14 protein-coding genes are annotated in these 16868 nt (G+C 42.4%); 12 read left to right on the top strand and 2 right to left on the bottom strand.

The window, feature by feature from the left end:
• Positions 1 to 2 precede the first annotated feature (2 nt).
• From FG28_RS07490 to FG28_RS07480, 3 genes are all read left to right on the top strand, one after another.
• A complete protein-coding gene (locus tag FG28_RS07490) occupies positions 3 to 1607 on the top strand; it encodes a solute:sodium symporter family transporter (RefSeq protein ID WP_036381468.1) in 1605 nt (534 codons plus the stop codon).
• 77 nt (positions 1608 to 1684) lie between these two features.
• Positions 1685 to 2038, top strand: a complete 354-nt coding sequence (locus tag FG28_RS07485; protein WP_036381465.1) for a nuclear transport factor 2 family protein — start codon at positions 1685 to 1687, stop codon at positions 2036 to 2038.
• A gap of 34 nt (positions 2039 to 2072) precedes the next feature.
• Positions 2073 to 3215 carry a lycopene cyclase family protein gene (locus FG28_RS07480; protein WP_036381463.1) on the top strand — a complete coding sequence of 381 codons (1143 nt, stop codon included), beginning with the start codon at positions 2073 to 2075 and terminating at the stop codon, positions 3213 to 3215.
• Here FG28_RS07480 and FG28_RS07475 read toward each other — a convergent pair.
• Positions 3212 to 4195 (bottom strand): polyprenyl synthetase family protein, encoded by a 984-nt coding sequence (locus FG28_RS07475; RefSeq protein WP_036386270.1) that lies wholly within the window; start codon positions 4193 to 4195, stop codon positions 3212 to 3214. The two genes, FG28_RS07480 and FG28_RS07475, sit on opposite strands and share 4 nt — an antisense overlap.
• Before the next feature lie 170 nt (positions 4196 to 4365).
• Between FG28_RS07475 and FG28_RS07470 the strand changes: the two genes are divergently transcribed.
• From FG28_RS07470 to FG28_RS07445, 6 genes are all read left to right on the top strand, one after another.
• Entirely contained in the window at positions 4366 to 4911 is a 546-nt protein-coding gene (locus tag FG28_RS07470) for an RNA polymerase sigma factor (RefSeq protein ID WP_036381460.1), read from the top strand.
• A 2-nt stretch (positions 4912 to 4913) separates the two neighbouring features.
• On the top strand, positions 4914 to 5339 hold the full coding sequence (locus tag FG28_RS20030) for a hypothetical protein (protein WP_051947212.1): 426 nt from the start codon (positions 4914 to 4916) through the stop codon (positions 5337 to 5339).
• Between the two features lie 221 nt (positions 5340 to 5560).
• Entirely contained in the window at positions 5561 to 6166 is a 606-nt protein-coding gene (locus tag FG28_RS07460; RefSeq protein WP_036381458.1) for a TetR/AcrR family transcriptional regulator, read from the top strand.
• Positions 6167 to 7498 (top strand): TolC family protein, encoded by a 1332-nt coding sequence (locus FG28_RS07455; RefSeq protein WP_036381455.1) that lies wholly within the window; start codon positions 6167 to 6169, stop codon positions 7496 to 7498.
• Positions 7499 to 7521: 23 nt separating this feature from the next.
• Positions 7522 to 8706 carry an efflux RND transporter periplasmic adaptor subunit gene (locus tag FG28_RS07450; RefSeq protein ID WP_036381451.1) on the top strand — a complete coding sequence of 395 codons (1185 nt, stop codon included), beginning with the start codon at positions 7522 to 7524 and terminating at the stop codon, positions 8704 to 8706.
• 9 nt (positions 8707 to 8715) lie between these two features.
• On the top strand, positions 8716 to 12210 hold the full coding sequence (locus tag FG28_RS07445) for an efflux RND transporter permease subunit (RefSeq protein ID WP_036381448.1): 3495 nt from the start codon (positions 8716 to 8718) through the stop codon (positions 12208 to 12210).
• 68 nt (positions 12211 to 12278) lie between these two features.
• Here FG28_RS07445 and FG28_RS07440 read toward each other — a convergent pair whose 3' ends face one another.
• Positions 12279 to 12629, bottom strand: coding sequence for a toxin-antitoxin system YwqK family antitoxin (locus FG28_RS07440; protein ID WP_036381445.1), 351 nt, complete (start codon positions 12627 to 12629; stop codon positions 12279 to 12281).
• A 378-nt stretch (positions 12630 to 13007) separates the two neighbouring features.
• Between FG28_RS07440 and aspS the strand changes: the two genes are divergently transcribed.
• The 3 genes from aspS (at position 13008) to FG28_RS07425 (ending at position 16862) form a co-directional block, all read left to right on the top strand.
• A complete protein-coding gene (gene aspS / locus FG28_RS07435; RefSeq protein WP_036381443.1) occupies positions 13008 to 14756 on the top strand; it encodes an aspartate--tRNA ligase in 1749 nt (582 codons plus the stop codon).
• Between the two features lie 61 nt (positions 14757 to 14817).
• Positions 14818 to 16602: a chloride channel protein gene (locus tag FG28_RS07430; protein ID WP_036381441.1), complete on the top strand. Its 1785-nt coding sequence runs from the start codon at positions 14818 to 14820 to the stop codon at positions 16600 to 16602.
• The gene (locus tag FG28_RS07425; protein ID WP_036381439.1) at positions 16599 to 16862 is read left to right on the top strand and encodes a hypothetical protein; all 264 of its coding nucleotides are present in this window, start codon (positions 16599 to 16601) and stop codon (positions 16860 to 16862) included. Before FG28_RS07430 ends, FG28_RS07425 begins: the two co-directional genes overlap by 4 nt.
• The last annotated feature ends 6 nt before the right edge of the window (positions 16863 to 16868 follow it).

The raw sequence follows: 16868 nt of genomic DNA, 5'->3' as shown, positions 1-16868 counted from the left end.
GGATGGTACAATTCATCAGTTTTTTTGTGTTTACAGCCTTCGTGGCTGCCTATTCCAGCTGGAAGTTAAGAAAGGACAAACTTTCTACTCAAGATGGTTACTTTTTAGGGGGACGTAGCCTAACCGGAATCGTTATAGCAGGTTCCTTGCTCTTGACCAACATTTCTACCGAGCATTTGGTGGGCATGAACGGCGATGCCTATAAACATGGGGGCATTATCATTGCTTGGGAGGTCACATCGGCTTTGGCTTTGGTAGCTGCAGCTCTGTATTTTGCGCCTCGCTATCTGAAAATGGGACTTACCACCATCCCTGAATTTTTGGAAAAACGTTTTGACGGTCTCACCCGAACCATCATTGCATTTTTGTTGATCATATCCTTTGTTTCCACACTTTTACCCATCGTACTCTATTCTGGGGCCATCAGTATTGAACAGATTTTTGATATTTCCGGGCTACTGGGCATTACCCAAAACGAAGGGCTTTGGTTAACGGTAGTGACCGTGGGTTGCATTGGTGCTGTCTATGCAATTTTCGGTGGATTAAAAATGGTGGCGTATACCGATACCATAAATGGTTTTGGCCTATTGATTGCGGGAATTTCCATTCCTGTTTTGGCGCTCTGGAGTATTGGAGATGGACATATTTTTGAAGGTTTGCGAATGGTTTTTGAAAAAGCTCCTGAGAAATTCAATGTCATTAGCAATGAGGTTTCCATGGGCGAAGGTTCCCGAGATGCCATTATGCCTTTTGGCGTATTGTTTACCGGATTGATCATCAACCAACTCTATTTTTGGACCATGCATCAATCCATTATTCAACGGGCTTTAGGAGCCGTGAATTTAAAAGAGGCCCAAAAAGGGTTGCTGTATACGGGATTGTTAAAAATCTTGGTCCCTCTGATCATTGTTCTCCCGGGCATCATTGCCTATTACTATTTCAACGATACGTTCTATGACCAAAAAGAGCTGGTATATCCCAGTTTGGTGAAAAAAGTGCTTCCCTTTTGGATGACCGGTTTTTTTGTGGCCGTGTTAATGGGCGCCATTTTAAGTACCTTCAACAGTGCTTTGAACAGTGCGGCCACCATCTTTAGTTTGGGTATCTATAAAAGATATGTGAACAAAAACGCCAGTGAAAAACGATTGGTCCTCATGGGAAAAACCACATCCGCCTTATTGGCCCTATTTGCCATAGGAATCGCCCCATTCATTGCCCATGCCCCCCGAGGGCTCTACCAGTTGTTGCAACAGCTCAATGGCATCTTTTTTATTCCCATGGCCACCGTGATTCTGGCCGGATTCTTTCTACCAAAGGTTTCCGCAAAAGGAGCCAAAGTAGGATTGTTGTTTGGATTAGTCTTCTACATTGTTACCAATTTTATCTTTCAGGTTGATATGCACTACGTGCATATTTGGGGGATTGAGTTCGTCTTGAACATTGGGGTGATGTTATTGGTATCACGCTGGTCTCCGAGAGTCAATACTTTTAGCATCACGGATATTGGTGTGGTTGATGTTACCCAATGGAAATACGCAAAAGCGTTCAGCCTGTTTTTAGTATTGGCCACTTTGGCTGTGTACATTTTATTGGGCAACGTGGGATAGCTCGTAGGAATGCATAATTCCCAACAAATCCAAGACATTTGATCTCCTATTCTTAACTTTGGTCATATTTCAATCCAATGAACTCAAAAGAATTGATATCGGATTGGTTCCGCAAATGGGAAACAGGGGATTTTTACAACCTCCCCGTAACAGATAACTTTAAACATACCAGCCCTTTTGGAACCATCAATGGAAAAAAGGCGTACCTCAACCTGGTGGAACAAAACAGAGACAAGTTTTTGGGCTACCAATTCAAACTCCATGATGCGCTTTATGGCAACAACAATGCCTGCGTTCGGTACACTGGAACCCAAGGGGATTTTAGCTTGGAGGTCAGTGAATGGTACTATATGAAAGGCGGATTAATTAAAGAAATTGTGGCTTACTATCACATTGGTGAGATTGCTGAAGACCGAAAACTTTCCCAATAGTGCGCTACTATCTCCCTTTATGTATTTTTGAGGCATGTCCCACTACGACTATATCATTTTAGGAGCCGGAGCTGCTGGTCTATTATTAGCGGACGCCTTGGGCAAGGACGAACACTTTGTCTCTAAATCCATCTTGATCTTGGATAGGGACGACAAATCCCAAAATGATCGTACCTGGTGTTTTTGGGAACGTGGCAAAGGCGAATTCGATGAGTTGATCCACAAAACTTGGGATAAGATTTATATAGGCGGCCAACAATTTCAAAAATCAACTTCCATTGCGCCATACACCTACAAAATGCTCCGTGGCATTGACTTCTACAACCACTTTTTACCAAAGGTAAAAGCCTATCCCAACATTACTTGGGTGCAGAAAGAAGTGCAACATATTGAAGAGCGGGAAAATGAGGTTTTGGTAACCACTTCCTCCCAAAGATATACGGGACAAACGGTATTTTCCAGCCTCTATGACCCTTCCATCCATCTAAAGCAGAGGAAATTTCCAGTTTTGCAACAACACTTTATTGGGTGGCAAATAAAAACCAAACGGTCGGTTTTTAAACCGGAGGAGGCCACATTTATGGACTTTTCTGTGCCTCAAAAGGGCAACACCCGCTTTATGTATGTGCTTCCTTTTTCAAGTAATGAAGCTTTAGTGGAATACACCTTGTTTTCGGAAGAACTTTTGGAAAAAAAAGAATATGAGGAAGCCCTCAAAACATATATCCATAAAAAGTACAACGATACTCCTTACGTCATCCAAGAAACGGAGTTTGGGAGCATTCCCATGACCTGCTATCCATTTCATCTACATAATACCGATGGAGTTTTTCATATCGGAATTGCGGGCGGATGGGCTAAACCAAGCACAGGTTATACGTTTTATAATACCAGCCGACAAGTCCCAAAATTGGTAGAGCACCTAAAAGCGGGCAAGCCATTGTCCAAGTTCCGTAAAAAAAGCAGGTTTCAATTCTACGATATGCTTTTGCTCGATATTTTGTACGAGAACAATCACTTGGGACACGACATTTTTGAATCGATGTTCAAAAGAAGAAAGGCTTCGCTGATCCTAAAATTCCTGGAGAACGAAACCAATTTGTGGGAAGAGCTTCAGATTGTCATGGCACCAAAGCCAATGCCTTTTATTAAAGCACTTTTCAAACGGATTTTCTAAACCGTTCGATTCATCAATGCCTCACCAAAGGTTTTTAAAAGTTGCTTTCTGGCTGCTGGCAAGTCTAAAGTGTCCAATACATCAAAAGCTGTTTGGGTATACCTCTCAATGGCCTTTTTGGTTTCATCCACAGCACCACTTTCCATGAAAATTGTTTTCGCAGCTTCAATTTTAGCATCTGCATCCTCTGGTTTTATGGAATATAAATGCAACAAGCCCTCTTGATCGTCTTTTAAGGCTTTTTCCAACGATTTTAGGTACAAATATGTCTTTTTGTTCTCCATAATATCGCCCCCAACCTGCTTACCAAAGGTCTTGGGGTCGCCAAAAGCGTCTAAATAGTCATCCTGCAATTGAAAAGCAATGCCCAGATTACGTCCAAATTCGTAAATGGCTTCGGCTTCTTTTTGTGGAGCGTTGGCCACAAGAGCTCCCATCTTCATGGCGGCTGCCACCAAAACGGAGGTCTTGTATTCAATCATTTTAATGTATTCTGGAATGGTCACATCGTCACGGGTCTCAAAATCCACATCGTATTGCTGCCCTTCACACACTTCAAGGGCCGTTTTGCTGAACAGTTTTGTGAGCTTTTTATACGTTTCGGCTGGGTAGCTTTCTAAAAATTGATACGCTAAAATCAGCATGGCATCCCCGGAAAGAATCCCCGTATTTACATCCCATTTTTCATGTACCGTAGTTTTTCCACGTCGTAGAGGGGCATCATCCATAATGTCATCATGTACCAACGAAAAGTTATGGAACATTTCTATGGCCAGTGCGGCATCCAGGGCATCTTCCATTTTTCCGCCAAAGGCCTCGGCCGTCATCAAGGTGAGTATGGGTCGCATCCGCTTACCACCCAACCCTAGTATGTATTGAACGGGTTGGTAGAGGTTCTTAGGCTCCCCCAATTGGATTTTTGCCTCGAGATACGTAACAAACTGCCCCCTATACTGACTAATGATATCGATATCTGCCATAGTGCCAAAAATACATGCAAAAAACCAAAAAACAGTACAATCCAATAATTCCTTGGAAAACATAAGCATCCAACGGCGTAAACGCTCATCCTAAAAAAAATGCCCTAAAAATGCAATAGATTTAAAAAGTTTCGTCTTTACAAATGAAGAAAGCAACCAGTTCTTTTTGAATGGCCGCCAAGACAGAAAACAGAAATAACCTAACCACATTTTTCAATGAAGAATATCATTCATTGAGAGCATATGTGCAGTCCAAGATCCGGGATACCTCGGAACGTGATGCAGAGGACATTGTGCAGGACGTGGCGTTACGGGTGTTTTCCAAGGCCGATGACATTCTGCCCATCAATAATATTGGGGGGTTTGTTTACAGTGCCATCAGAAATAGGATCATTGATATTATGCGTGGTAGGAAGGAGCACAAATACTCCAGTGATGATATTGATCGCCAATGGCAAGAATTTGCGGAGTTGTTTTACGGCGATGCGGACAATTCCTATTCCCCAGAATTGGAAAAAGCCCTAAAAAATGCTGTAACAGAATTGAAACCAGCGTATAGGGACATCATCATCGCCATTGATTTTGAAGGCTATACCTATAAAGAAATAGCATCGAGAACCGGTATTCCAACGGGCACCTTGATGTCAAGGAGACATCGTGCCATGTCATTGTTATTACAAAATCTAGAAAATATAAAAGAATTAAAAAGTATGTAGTTATGGAACATTCAAAAGACTTCGAGAAAAGAGTGGAAAAAAAAGTGGAGCACTATGTAAAAAAGGTGGTCAAAGTAATAGCCATGGTCATTTTGGGGGCCATTCTGTTTTTACTGGCCAATTATCTGCTCATGTGGTTGTGGAATTGGCTTATGCCGGAAGTCTTCGGACTATCCACCATAACCTACTGGCAAGCCTTGGGTATTTTTATACTAGCTAAGCTTTTGTTTGGATTTGGAGGTGGCGGTGGAAAAAACAAGGGCAAATCCAGTCACAAAAAGAAATTTAAAGCAACACATGGGTGTAGCACCATGCGAAGGGATTTTGATCAGTGGAAACACTACGAGCAATTCTGGAAAGAAGAAGGTGCGGAAGCCTATAAGAACTACGTGGAACGAATCAAAAACAACAATCATGATACCGAGTAAAAAGAACATCATTCAAGAACGCTATAAGCGTCAGCACAGATCCTTTTTCTGGAGTTTACGATCCAAAACAACAATCCAATCCAAAAAAGATTTCCATTATCGTCATTATATCGTTGGTTGGTCCCATTGAAAATAATGGTTTAGGCCTTCGTTAAATAATTGTAAAACCTTGGAAACTTTTTTTGTTTTTAAAGTTTCCTGCGTTATTTTTGCCGCTCATTATGAGGGAAAAGATAATACAAAAGGCAACGGAGCTGTTCTTAAACTTGGGTTTTAAGAGTGTGACCATGGACGATTTGGCTAATGAGATGGGGATTTCCAAAAAGACAATCTACTCCCATTTCAAGAACAAGACAGAGCTTGTGGAGGAATGCACCTCCAATCTGTTCTGTGTTATTTCAGGTGGCATAAACGAGATTATTGCACAACAAAAGAACCCCATCGAGGAACTCTATGAGATCAAAAAGTTTGTGATGTTGCATTTAAAGGACGAAAAATCATCCCCCCAATACCAATTGCAAAAATATTATCCCAAACTGAGCCGCACCTTAAAGCAGCGACAGTATGAGGTAATGTTGGGCTGCGTCAAGGACAATGTAAACCGCGGTATGGAAATGGGGATTTACCGTGATAACCTTAATGCTGAATTTATATCCCGAATCTATTTTTGTGGGGCTACCTGCATTAAGGACAACGAACTTTTTCCCATGCAGCTCTTCTCAATGCCCCAGCTCATGGACTATTATCTGGAATACCACCTCAGGGGCATTGTTACCCCAAAGGGACGGAAAATACTAAACTCAATCATCAATTCAAATCAAGAATAAATGCGAACAACCCTAATCAGTTTATTTTTACTATTGCCGTGGCTCTCATCAGCACAGGACTCCATTCCAAGTTTCAGTCTTGACGAGGCCATCCAGTATGCTTTAGAGCATAATTATAGCTCCATAAATGCATCCAGGGATTTAGTGGATGCCCAAAAACAAAAATGGGAGACCATTGCAACCGGGCTGCCCCAAATTTCAGGAGCCATCAGTTATCAAAATCAATTAAAGCAGCCGGTATCCCAGATTCCTGCCGAATTTTTTGGCGGTGAACCGGGAACCTATCAAGAAGTGGTCTTTGGCCAACCACAATCCGCTTCGGCTTCGGCCACGTTAAAACAGCAAATTTTTGATGGGTCGTACATTGTGGGCGTACAGGCCACCAAGACCTTTTTGGACTACAGCCAGAACAACAAGGAGAAAACCAATCTCGATGTTAGAAAAGCTGTGGTAGAGGCCTATGGCAATGTGCTCTTGGCACAGGAAAGTGTTTTGATCTCGGAGAAGAACAAAGCAACTTTGGAGAAAAACCTGTATGAAACCCGACGAATCTATGAAAACGGTCTGGGTGATGAAGAAAGTGTGGACCAATTGCAGATCACGCTTTCCTCTGTGGACAACCAATTGAAGAATGCCCAACGTTTGGAAAAAATTACCCTACAGATGCTCAATTTGGTCTTGGGACTTCCAACGGAATCTCCAACGGTATTGACCGAGGACCTCGATGTACTTACCCAAAAACAAATTGATTTGGGATTGTTGGATACCGATTTCAACATTGAAAACAATGTGGACTATAAATTGGCCACTAACCTTACCGAGCAGCGCTATTTTGAGTTGAAGCTTGCAAAAAGTAGAGCATTGCCAACCCTCAATGCCTTTGTCAACTACGGAGGAAATTCCTTTAGTGACAGTTTTAATTTCTTGAGCAGTGGGCAGCAATGGTTTGGTTCATCAGTATTGGGTGTGGACCTGAGCATTCCCATTTTTAGTTCCTTTGGACGAAGTGCCAGTACCCAGCGAGCCAAAATAGCCCTGGAAAAAGCCAAGACCCAATTGACCGAGGCACAAGAACAGATTCGGCTTCAGTTGGAAAGCGCCAAAAGCGATTACATATTGGCCGTTGAACAATATGGTACCTCAAAGGAAAACCTTGAACTGGCCGAACGCATTGAAAACAAAAATCAAATTAAATATTCCGAAGGTTTGGCCACCAGCTTTGAATTGCGGCAGGCCCAGACCCAATTGTATACCAGTCAACAAGAATACTTACAATCCATGGTGGACGTCATCAACAAGAAAACCGAATTGGAAACTATACTAAATCAATAACAATTAAAAAACAACATATCATCATGAAAAACATCCTATATATATTTTTGACAGCTGTAGTTTTGGCTTCTTGTGGAGGAGGAGGTAAAAATACAGTTGAGGGCGTTCTGGAAAGCAAAAATCTAGAGGCCATACGAGCCAAACGTAATTCCCTTACCGAAGAATTGAAAGCCTTGGAAGGGCAGGTTAAGCAATTAGACGAAGCCATTGCAGAATTGGATGATAATTCCAAACTACCATTGGTCTCCGCCTTAACCGTACAACCCGAAGAATTCCATCACTATTTAGAATTGCAAGGTGACGTTATGACGGACCAAAACGTTCTGATTTACCCAGAAATGGCCGGAACACTTTATCGCGTGTACGTAAAAGAAGGGGATAAAGTCAGCAAAGGACAGGTTCTTGCTTCCATTGATGATGGTGGACTTTCCAGTCAACTGGCACAGTTACGGACCCAAGCAGAGTTGAGTAAGACCACTTTTGAGCGTCAAAAGAGACTTTGGGAACAAAACATCGGTTCCGAAATCCAGTTCCTACAGGCCAAGACCAACTATGAGGCCCAACAAAGCGCTGTAAAGCAGTTGGAAAGCCAAGTGGCCAAATCCACTATACGGGCTCCCTTTTCGGGAATCATCGACGATGTAATCAAAGATCAAGGTACCGTGGTGAGTCCAGGGCCAGGATCGGAGATTTTCAGGATTGTGAACCTGTCGGACATGTACATCGATGTGGAAGTGCCCGAAGCGCACCTACCCAATGTAACCCCGGGCAAAATGGTGGATGCTTACTTTCCAGTGTTGGGCGAAACGGTCTCGACCAAAGTACGCCAAACCGGAAACTTCATTAACCCCAGCAATCGCTCTTTTATAGCAGAAATTCCTGTGCCCAATACCAATGGACACATAAAACCCAATTTAACGGCGCAGGTAAAAATCAATGATTATACCAATGAAAATGCCATTCTTATTCCGCAAAGCGTTGTTTCGGAAAATGCGGAAGGGGAGCAATACGTATATATCGTTGCCGAAGAAAACGGGGAGGTAATTGCCAAAAAATCAATCATAACACCAGGCAAGACCCAGGGCGATTTTCTTGAGGTCCTTGAAGGAATTTCAGCAGGAAGCCAAGTGATCGTAGAGGGTGCCCGAAGTATACGTGACGGGCAAACTATTAAAGTGTTGGATACAACAGCAACTGCAAAAAACTAATTAACCAAAATGGAAAAAGCCAAAAAGAACGCAAATAAAGAATTTCGCCTTTCGTCATGGGCCATAGACAACCCGTCTGTGATCTATGTGATGATCGGCCTGTTCTTCATCATAGGTCTGTCTTCCTATTTTTCCATGCCTCGGGAAGATTTTCCTGAAGTGGAAGAGACCAAAATATATGTGAGCACGGCCTATCCCGGCAATACGGCCGAGGATATGGAGCGATTGATTACCGACCCGTTGGAAGATGTGCTCAAGAATATCAGCAACGTGGTTGAAATCACCTCAACTTCACAAGAAGATTACTCCATGATCATTGTGGAGTTCGATGAGGAAATCACTGTTGAAAACGCAAAACAAAAAGTAAAGGACGAGGTCGATACCGAAAAAGCGGGTGAAGATTGGCCCATTTTTAATGGAGCCAAGGTAGAGCCCAATGTTTTTGATCTAAACTTGGCGGAATCTTTTCCAATTATGAACGTAAACCTTACAGGGGATTATCCTGTTGAAAGATTAAAAGAGTTTGCCGAGTATTTGGAAGATGAGATCGAAGATTTGCCTCAAATCAAGGAGGTAGATATTCGCGGTGCCCAAGAAAAGGAAGTTGAGGTAGCTGTCGACGTCTATAAAATGATGGCTTCCCGAGTGAATTTTGAAGATGTGATCTCTGCCATCTCCAATGGAAATATGACCATGTCCGCAGGTAACTTGATTACCAGTGGCCAACGAAGGACCATTCGCATATTGGGTGAAGTTGAGGAACCGTCAGAATTGGAAAATTTCGTGGTAAAATCAGAGAACGGGGCTGTTTATCTTCGAGATATTGCAACCGTTTCCTTCACTGAGGAAGACAAGACCACCTATGCCAGGGAACATGGTTCGCCAGTGGTAATGCTCGACATTAAAAAAAGGTCGGGTAAAAACACTATTGAAGCATCTGACCGTATTCGTGAATTGGTGAAAGAGGCCAAGGAAAATTACTTTCCCAAAGACCTCACGGTTACTATTGCCAATGATTCTTCCAGCAGGACCTTGAACCAAGTGGATGATCTGGTGAACAACATCATTTTCGGGATTATCCTGGTTGTAACCGTGTTGATGTTCTTCTTGGGCTTTAGAAATGCCCTTTTCGTTGGATTTGCCATCCCCATGTCCATGTTCATGTCCTTTATGATCCTTACGGCATTGGGCTACACCCTGAACACCATGATTCTCTTCGGATTGATTATGGGATTAGGTATGTTGGTGGACAACGGGGTCGTTGTGGTTGAAAACGTATACCGACTCATGGAGCAAGAGGGCATGTCCCGAAAAGAGGCCGCCAAAAAAGGGATTGGGGAAATTGCCATTCCCATTATTATATCAACTGCCACCACAGTTGCTGCGTTTGTTCCTTTGGGCACATGGCCGGGCATTATGGGTGAGTTTATGATTTTCTTCCCCATTACCCTGTCGGTAGTACTTGGATCCTCATTGTTCGTGGCTATTTTCATGAACTCCATGCTGGTCTCGCAGTTTATGCAGATTGGCGAAAAAGAATTGACCAAAAAGCAATTGATTCGGCTTAGTATAATTTTAGGCGGTTTTGGTCTATTCATTTTTCTAGTGGGAGGACCCGTTCGTGGATTGGGCACCCTAATGATTGTTGTTGGCATCATGTTCTGGGTCTACAAATATTTCTTGAAACCATGGGCACGACGGTTCCAGACCAACAGTTTGGTCCAGTTGGAGAACTTTTATGAGCGTCAGTTAAAAAAGGCACTAAGAGGCAAGAATGTCTATTGGTATTTTGGGCTGACTTCCCTCCTGTTGATCTTATCCTTTGTTTTCTTTGGAATGTCTTTGGGAACACAACGAACAAAAGTGGAGTTCTTTCCAGACAATACCCCCAATGAGATTTATGTCTACATAGAATATCCTCAGGGAACAGACATAGACAAGACCAATGCAATCACCAAAGACATCGAGGAAAGAGTCTATGGGGTCACTGGAAGGAGTAAATACAATAAAGGGGATTTCAACTATTTGGTGCAATCCAGTGTGTCTCAAGTGGGTAAAGGTGCGGAAAACCCCTTTACCGAAGGAGGCTCCGCAGCCGAAATGCCCCATCGTGGAAAGATTACACTCTCCATGCGGGAATTCAAATATAGAGATGGTCTAGACACCGAGGAGCTACGCCAGCAGATTCAGGATACGCTGTCTGGAGTATACCCCGGTGTGACCATTTCGGTTGAAAAAGATGCCGTTGGCCCACCAGCGGGATACCCCATCAATATTGAAATTGAGGGGCAGAACTATGATACCTTGATAAATACTGCCGAGCGGATGCGCAACTTCATCAACAGTAAAAATATTGCTGGTATTGAAGAGCTGAAAATTGATGTGAACAAGAGCAAGCCCGGCATGCAGGTTGAAGTTGATAGGGCCAAAGCAGGAGAACTGGGCGTTTCCGTGGCACAAGTTGGCCAGCAATTGCGCAGATCCATTTTTGGGGACAAAGCTGGTATTTACAAAAAAGATGGTGAGGATTATGACATCAATGTCCGTTTTAATGAAGACCTGCGCTACAACACCAGTGCCCTGTTCAACCAGAACATTATTTTTAGGGATGCCTCCAATGGCCAAATAAAGGAAATACCCGTTTCTGCGGTGGCCCATCAGAAGAATACCTCTTCCTTTAGTGCCATTAAACATGTGGACACTAAAAGGGTGGTAACGGTGTATTCTGCCTTAAAACCAGGTTTTACGGATGCTGCGGCTATTGTTACTGAGATTCAGGATGAAATGCAGGAGTTCAAAGAGCTCCCCCAAGGGGTTAAAATTGATTACACGGGTCAGATTGAGGAACAAAACAAGCAAATGTCCTTTTTAATGGGTGCGTTCTTTTCTGGATTAGGGTTGATCATGCTTATTTTGATTTTCCAGTTTGGAGGTGTTTCCAAACCAGCCATAATTATGATGGCCATATTCCTAAGTTTTATAGGGGTATTTGGCGGATTGATAATCACCGGATGGCCCTTTGTGATTATGATGACCATGATGGGAATCATTTCCTTGGCGGGAATAGTGGTGAACAATGGCGTAGTATTACTGGATTACGCCCAAATTCTTATTGATCGTAAAAAAGTGGAACTCGGTATTTCGGATGATGAACTGTTGAACCGGGAAGATGTTACCAGTGTTATAATCAAAGCGGGTAAGGCTCGTTTACGTCCGGTAATCTTAACAGCCATTACAACAGTTTTGGGCTTGATTCCTTTGGCCATAGGGTTGAACATTAATTTTGTAAAATTGTTCTCCGATTTTGACCCACAAGTTTATATGGGAGGTGACAATGTTATCTTTTGGGGACCATTGGCCTGGACCGTTATTTTTGGTTTGATTGTGGCCACATTTTTAACATTGATCATAGTACCCATACTATTTAATATCAGCTACAGGCTTAAAATTAGGATTCAAAGCTGGAAGGCTAAACACAATACTCCAGAAGTAGTGACTGAGTAACAGTGTATAAATACAAATAAAAAAGCCCCGACCAATGGTCGGGGCTTTTTCTTAATTACAGTATGGTCTTAATTGTCAATTGAAACAACTTCAGACTGGTTCCAGTTTTTTACATTAACAATACGATTGTCCGTAAAATCCACTTCTCTTAACATATCACCTTCCCAAAAGAACCACTTGCCAACTCTTGTACCGTTTTCATACGTGCCAGAGGCGAGTTTTTTTCCATTTACATCATACATCAGCCATTCGCCGTGTAGTTTACCTTTCATTAAATAGCCTGTTTGTGCTATTTCACCGTTTTCGTGAAAATATGTAGCTTTTACCATTTTCCCCACTTTTTCCAAAGTCGGTTCGGTACCTTGCGGATACATGCAAACCGAAAACATCACTGCCAAAATAAATATTGCTTTCTTCATAGTTTATGGGTTTTTAATACATTCTTTATCAATCAATAACGAAACAAATGTATTTAAATTTTACATTAAATAAATATTAATGTAACAATTAATTTACATTAACTTAACATTAAAATCACAAAACACTGTAAATCAGAATTTTAATTTGATTGAGTCTAGGAACATTAAATACATTTTATCGACAAAATCGACCTATTTCCAGTAGATAGTAACTCTAATGTAAATTTAAAGTTAAGAAAAAGTTAGATAAACATCATCCAATAAAATCATAAAGTTTAGGCGCAACTAGCTAAAATAATAGCACCCCGACAGAAAATCTCCCATATCTAACCAAACATTTCGGTATTCCTATTAAATTTGCCCTCCAGAACGAATAAGATGTATAGAAGCACTACTTGCGGGGCCTTACGAGCTTCGCATATCGGGTCAGAAGTTGAATTGAGCGGCTGGGTCCACAAAGTACGGGACAAAGGTTTTGTGGTATGGGTTGATTTACGTGATCGCTACGGCATAACCCAGTTGGTTTTTGATGCAGAACGAACCGCCCATGAACTCTTGGAAAAAGCCCGCGAACTTGGCAGGGAAACCGTTATCCAAACCAAAGGGCAGGTAATTGAACGGACCTCCAAAAACCCAAACATCCCTACGGGGGGAATTGAGGTGCTGGTCAGTGAACTCACCATTCTTAACAAATCCCTTCTGCCTCCGTTCACTATTGAGGATGAGACTGACGGCGGCGAGGATATTCGAATGAAATATCGCTATCTAGACATCAGAAGAAATCCAGTAAAGAACAACCTCATCTTTAGGTCCAAAGTAACCATGGAGGTTAGAAAATACCTTTCTGACCAAGGCTTTATTGATGTGGAAACACCCTATTTGATCAAATCCACCCCCGAAGGTGCCCGTGACTTTGTCGTACCCAGTAGAATGAATGAGGGCCAATTTTATGCCCTGCCCCAATCACCCCAGACCTTTAAGCAATTGCTCATGGTGGGTGGAATGGACAAATACTTCCAGATTGTAAAGTGTTTTAGAGATGAGGATTTGCGAGCCGACCGACAGCCCGAATTTACCCAGATAGACTGCGAAATGGCTTTTGTGGAGCAAGAGGACATCCTCAATACGTTTGAGGGCCTTACCAAACATCTGTTGAAAGAAATCAAAGGAGTGGAGGTGGAAAAATTTCCAAGAATGACCTTTGATGATGCTATGCGACTCTATGGAAACGATAAACCCGACATCCGTTTTGGGATGCAGTTCGGAGAACTAAATGCTGTAGCCCAGCACAAGGACTTTAATGTCTTCAACACCGCCGAATTAGTAGTAGGAATTGCCGTTCCAGGTGCTGCCGCATATACCAGAAAAGAAATTGATGCGCTGGTGGATTGGGTAAAGCGACCCCAAGTGGGCGCCAAGGGCATGGTCTATGTAAAATGTAACGAAGATGGCAGCTACAAATCTTCAGCGGATAAATTCTACGACCAGGAAGATTTGGCCAAATGGGCCAATGTGACCGGAGCCAAAGCGGGAGACCTTATTTGTGTGCTTTCCGGAAAGACCAATGAAACCAGAACACAGCTCAGTGCACTTCGAATGGAACTGGCAACCCGACTCGGTCTCAGAAAACCAGATGAGTTTGCCCCGCTTTGGGTAGTGGATTTTCCATTATTGGAATTGGATGAGGAAACTGGGGACTATCATGCCATGCACCATCCATTTACATCACCAAAACCCGGTCAGTTGGAGCTTTTGGAGACCGACCCCGGTGCTGTGAAGGCCAATGCCTACGATTTGGTGCTCAACGGAAATGAGATTGGTGGAGGTTCCATCCGTATTCATGATAAACAGGTACAAGCCACCATGTTTAAACATTTGGGCTTTACACCTGAGGAGGCTAAGGCCCAGTTCGGATTTTTGATGGATGCCTTTCAATATGGTGCTCCGCCCCATGGAGGAATAGCCTTTGGTTTGGACCGATTGGTAGCTATTTTGGGTGGACAGGAAACGATTCGTGACTTTATTGCTTTCCCAAAAAACAATAGCGGACGTGATGTTATGATTGATGCCCCTGCTCCTGTTGATGATGAACAATTAAAAGAACTTCATTTAAAGTTAGATCTTTAAAAGTATGTCAATCCCGCCAAGAGCGGGATTTTTTAATACATTTAAGTGTATCATTGACCCCATGCTCAATAATAGGAAAAAATTACTGACCCGTTTTTTGAAATGGCGATATAAAAATATCTCCAACAAGACCTTTGTCCACCTTATGAGCTTGGTCGTTGGATTTTTAGCAGGATTGGTGGCGGTTACCTTGAAAAACTTCACCTACTTCATTGAGTCCTTATTAAAAATGGGAATCATTTTTTCAGAGAATCAATTGTATTTCATTCTTCCAACCATAGGGCTGACCTTTGTTTTTCTCTATGTGAAGTTTGTTCAGAAAAAGCCGCTTCAACATGCGGTGTCGTCCATTATCTTTTCACTTTCCAAAAAAGGGGGACTACTGGGGGTCAAGGACATTTACACTCCTTTGATAACAGCTCCGCTGACTGTTGGATTTGGGGGTTCTGTGGGACTGTTGGGGCCTGCAGTAAAATCTGGTTCTGCCATAAGCTCCAACTTAAGCCGATTGTTTCATATTGATACAAAAACACGATCCCTTTTGGTGGCCTGTGCCTCGGCAGGAGCCATTTCATCCATATTTCAATCGCCCATTGCGGCCATAATTTTTGCGGTGGAGGTCTTTACCTTGGATTTGACCATGCTCTCCATGCTTCCGTTGTTGTTGGCTTCAATTTCAGGGGTGCTTACCTCCTATTTCTTTTTGGGAAACGAAGTTCTTTTTAGCTTTTCATTATCCGAAGGATTTCAATTAAATGATACCCCCTTCTATATTTTATTGGGTGTGGGAACCGCTTTTGCTTCCATCTATTTTACCAAGATGTATTTTGCAATCCTTACTTTCTTTAAACGCTTTAAAAGTCCAAAATACAAGCTCTTGGTCGGCGGCATTGCCATTGGGATCATGCTCTATGCTATTCCACCGCTATATGGTGAAGGTTTTGGATTTATCAACAGTTTGTTGGAGGGCAACCACTTAAAAGCATTGGGCAAAACTCCTTTTGATGCTTATATCGGCAACATCTGGGTAGTCATCGCCCTTTTGTTCGGAATCACCATTTTCAAGGCTATTGCCATGACCACTACCTTTGCTGCCGGCGGGGCTGGTGGAATTTTTATTCCTACCATGGTCATGGGAAGTGCACTGGGTAATGTAGTGGCCAAGGTCATCAACAATCTGGGACTTGGTTTTTCGGTATCCGAAAGTAATTTTACCCTTATTGGCATGGCTGGTTTAATTGCCGGGGTTATCCACGCCCCCTTGACCGCCATTTTCTTGATTGCCGAAATCACAGGAGGCTACCAACTTTTTGTTCCCCTTATGATTACAGCGTCCATTTCATATCTAACAACAAAAAATGCCTTGGATTATACCATTTACACCAAGGAATTGGCCAAAATAGGCGCTTTGCTCTCCCACAACAAGGATCAAATGGTATTGGGGCTCATGGAAATTGAGGATGTTATCGAGAAAAACTTCAAGTCCGTTCATCCCAATATGTCCTTGGGCGAAATGCTGCACCAATCCGTATCCAAGTCCAAACGAAATATTTTCCCAGTTTTGGATGACGACAAAAAATTGATGGGCATTATTGTCCTGGACGATATTCGACAATTCATGTTCGACACAGAACTTTATGATACCGTCTATGTAAAAAATCTGATGCACGCCCCTCCCGAACACATTTTTTATGGCAAGGACACCATGAAACAGGTAATGAAAAAATTTCAGGACAGTGGTGCCTGGAACCTGCCCGTCATTAAAGATGGAAAATATGAGGGGTTCATATCAAAATCAAAACTATTAACGGCCTATCGAAGAAAATTGATCAATTATACCCAATGAAAATCAAGTTCAAACATATTATTGTCCTTATAACACTCCTTTCCTTTTCTTCAATCGTATATGGTTTTTCCTTAGGCGAAGAAGAAACTGCTTCGGCCCAAAAATACATTGGTTTGGGCACTGTGGGGCTTTTTTTGGTGGCCATGCCCCTATTCCTCTACAAAGAAAGTAAGCGGAAAAACATGAAAGATTACATGCTCAACAAAGACAATATTAAGAAAATGCGAGATAAAGCGGGCAAAAATACTGGAAATCAATAATTTTCT

The organism is Muricauda sp. MAR_2010_75, from assembly GCF_000745185.1.
In the GTDB taxonomy this organism is placed as follows: domain Bacteria; phylum Bacteroidota; class Bacteroidia; order Flavobacteriales; family Flavobacteriaceae; genus Flagellimonas.
Note: the sequence above shows the minus strand (reverse complement) of the source record. Positions and strands in the feature narration are given on the sequence as shown.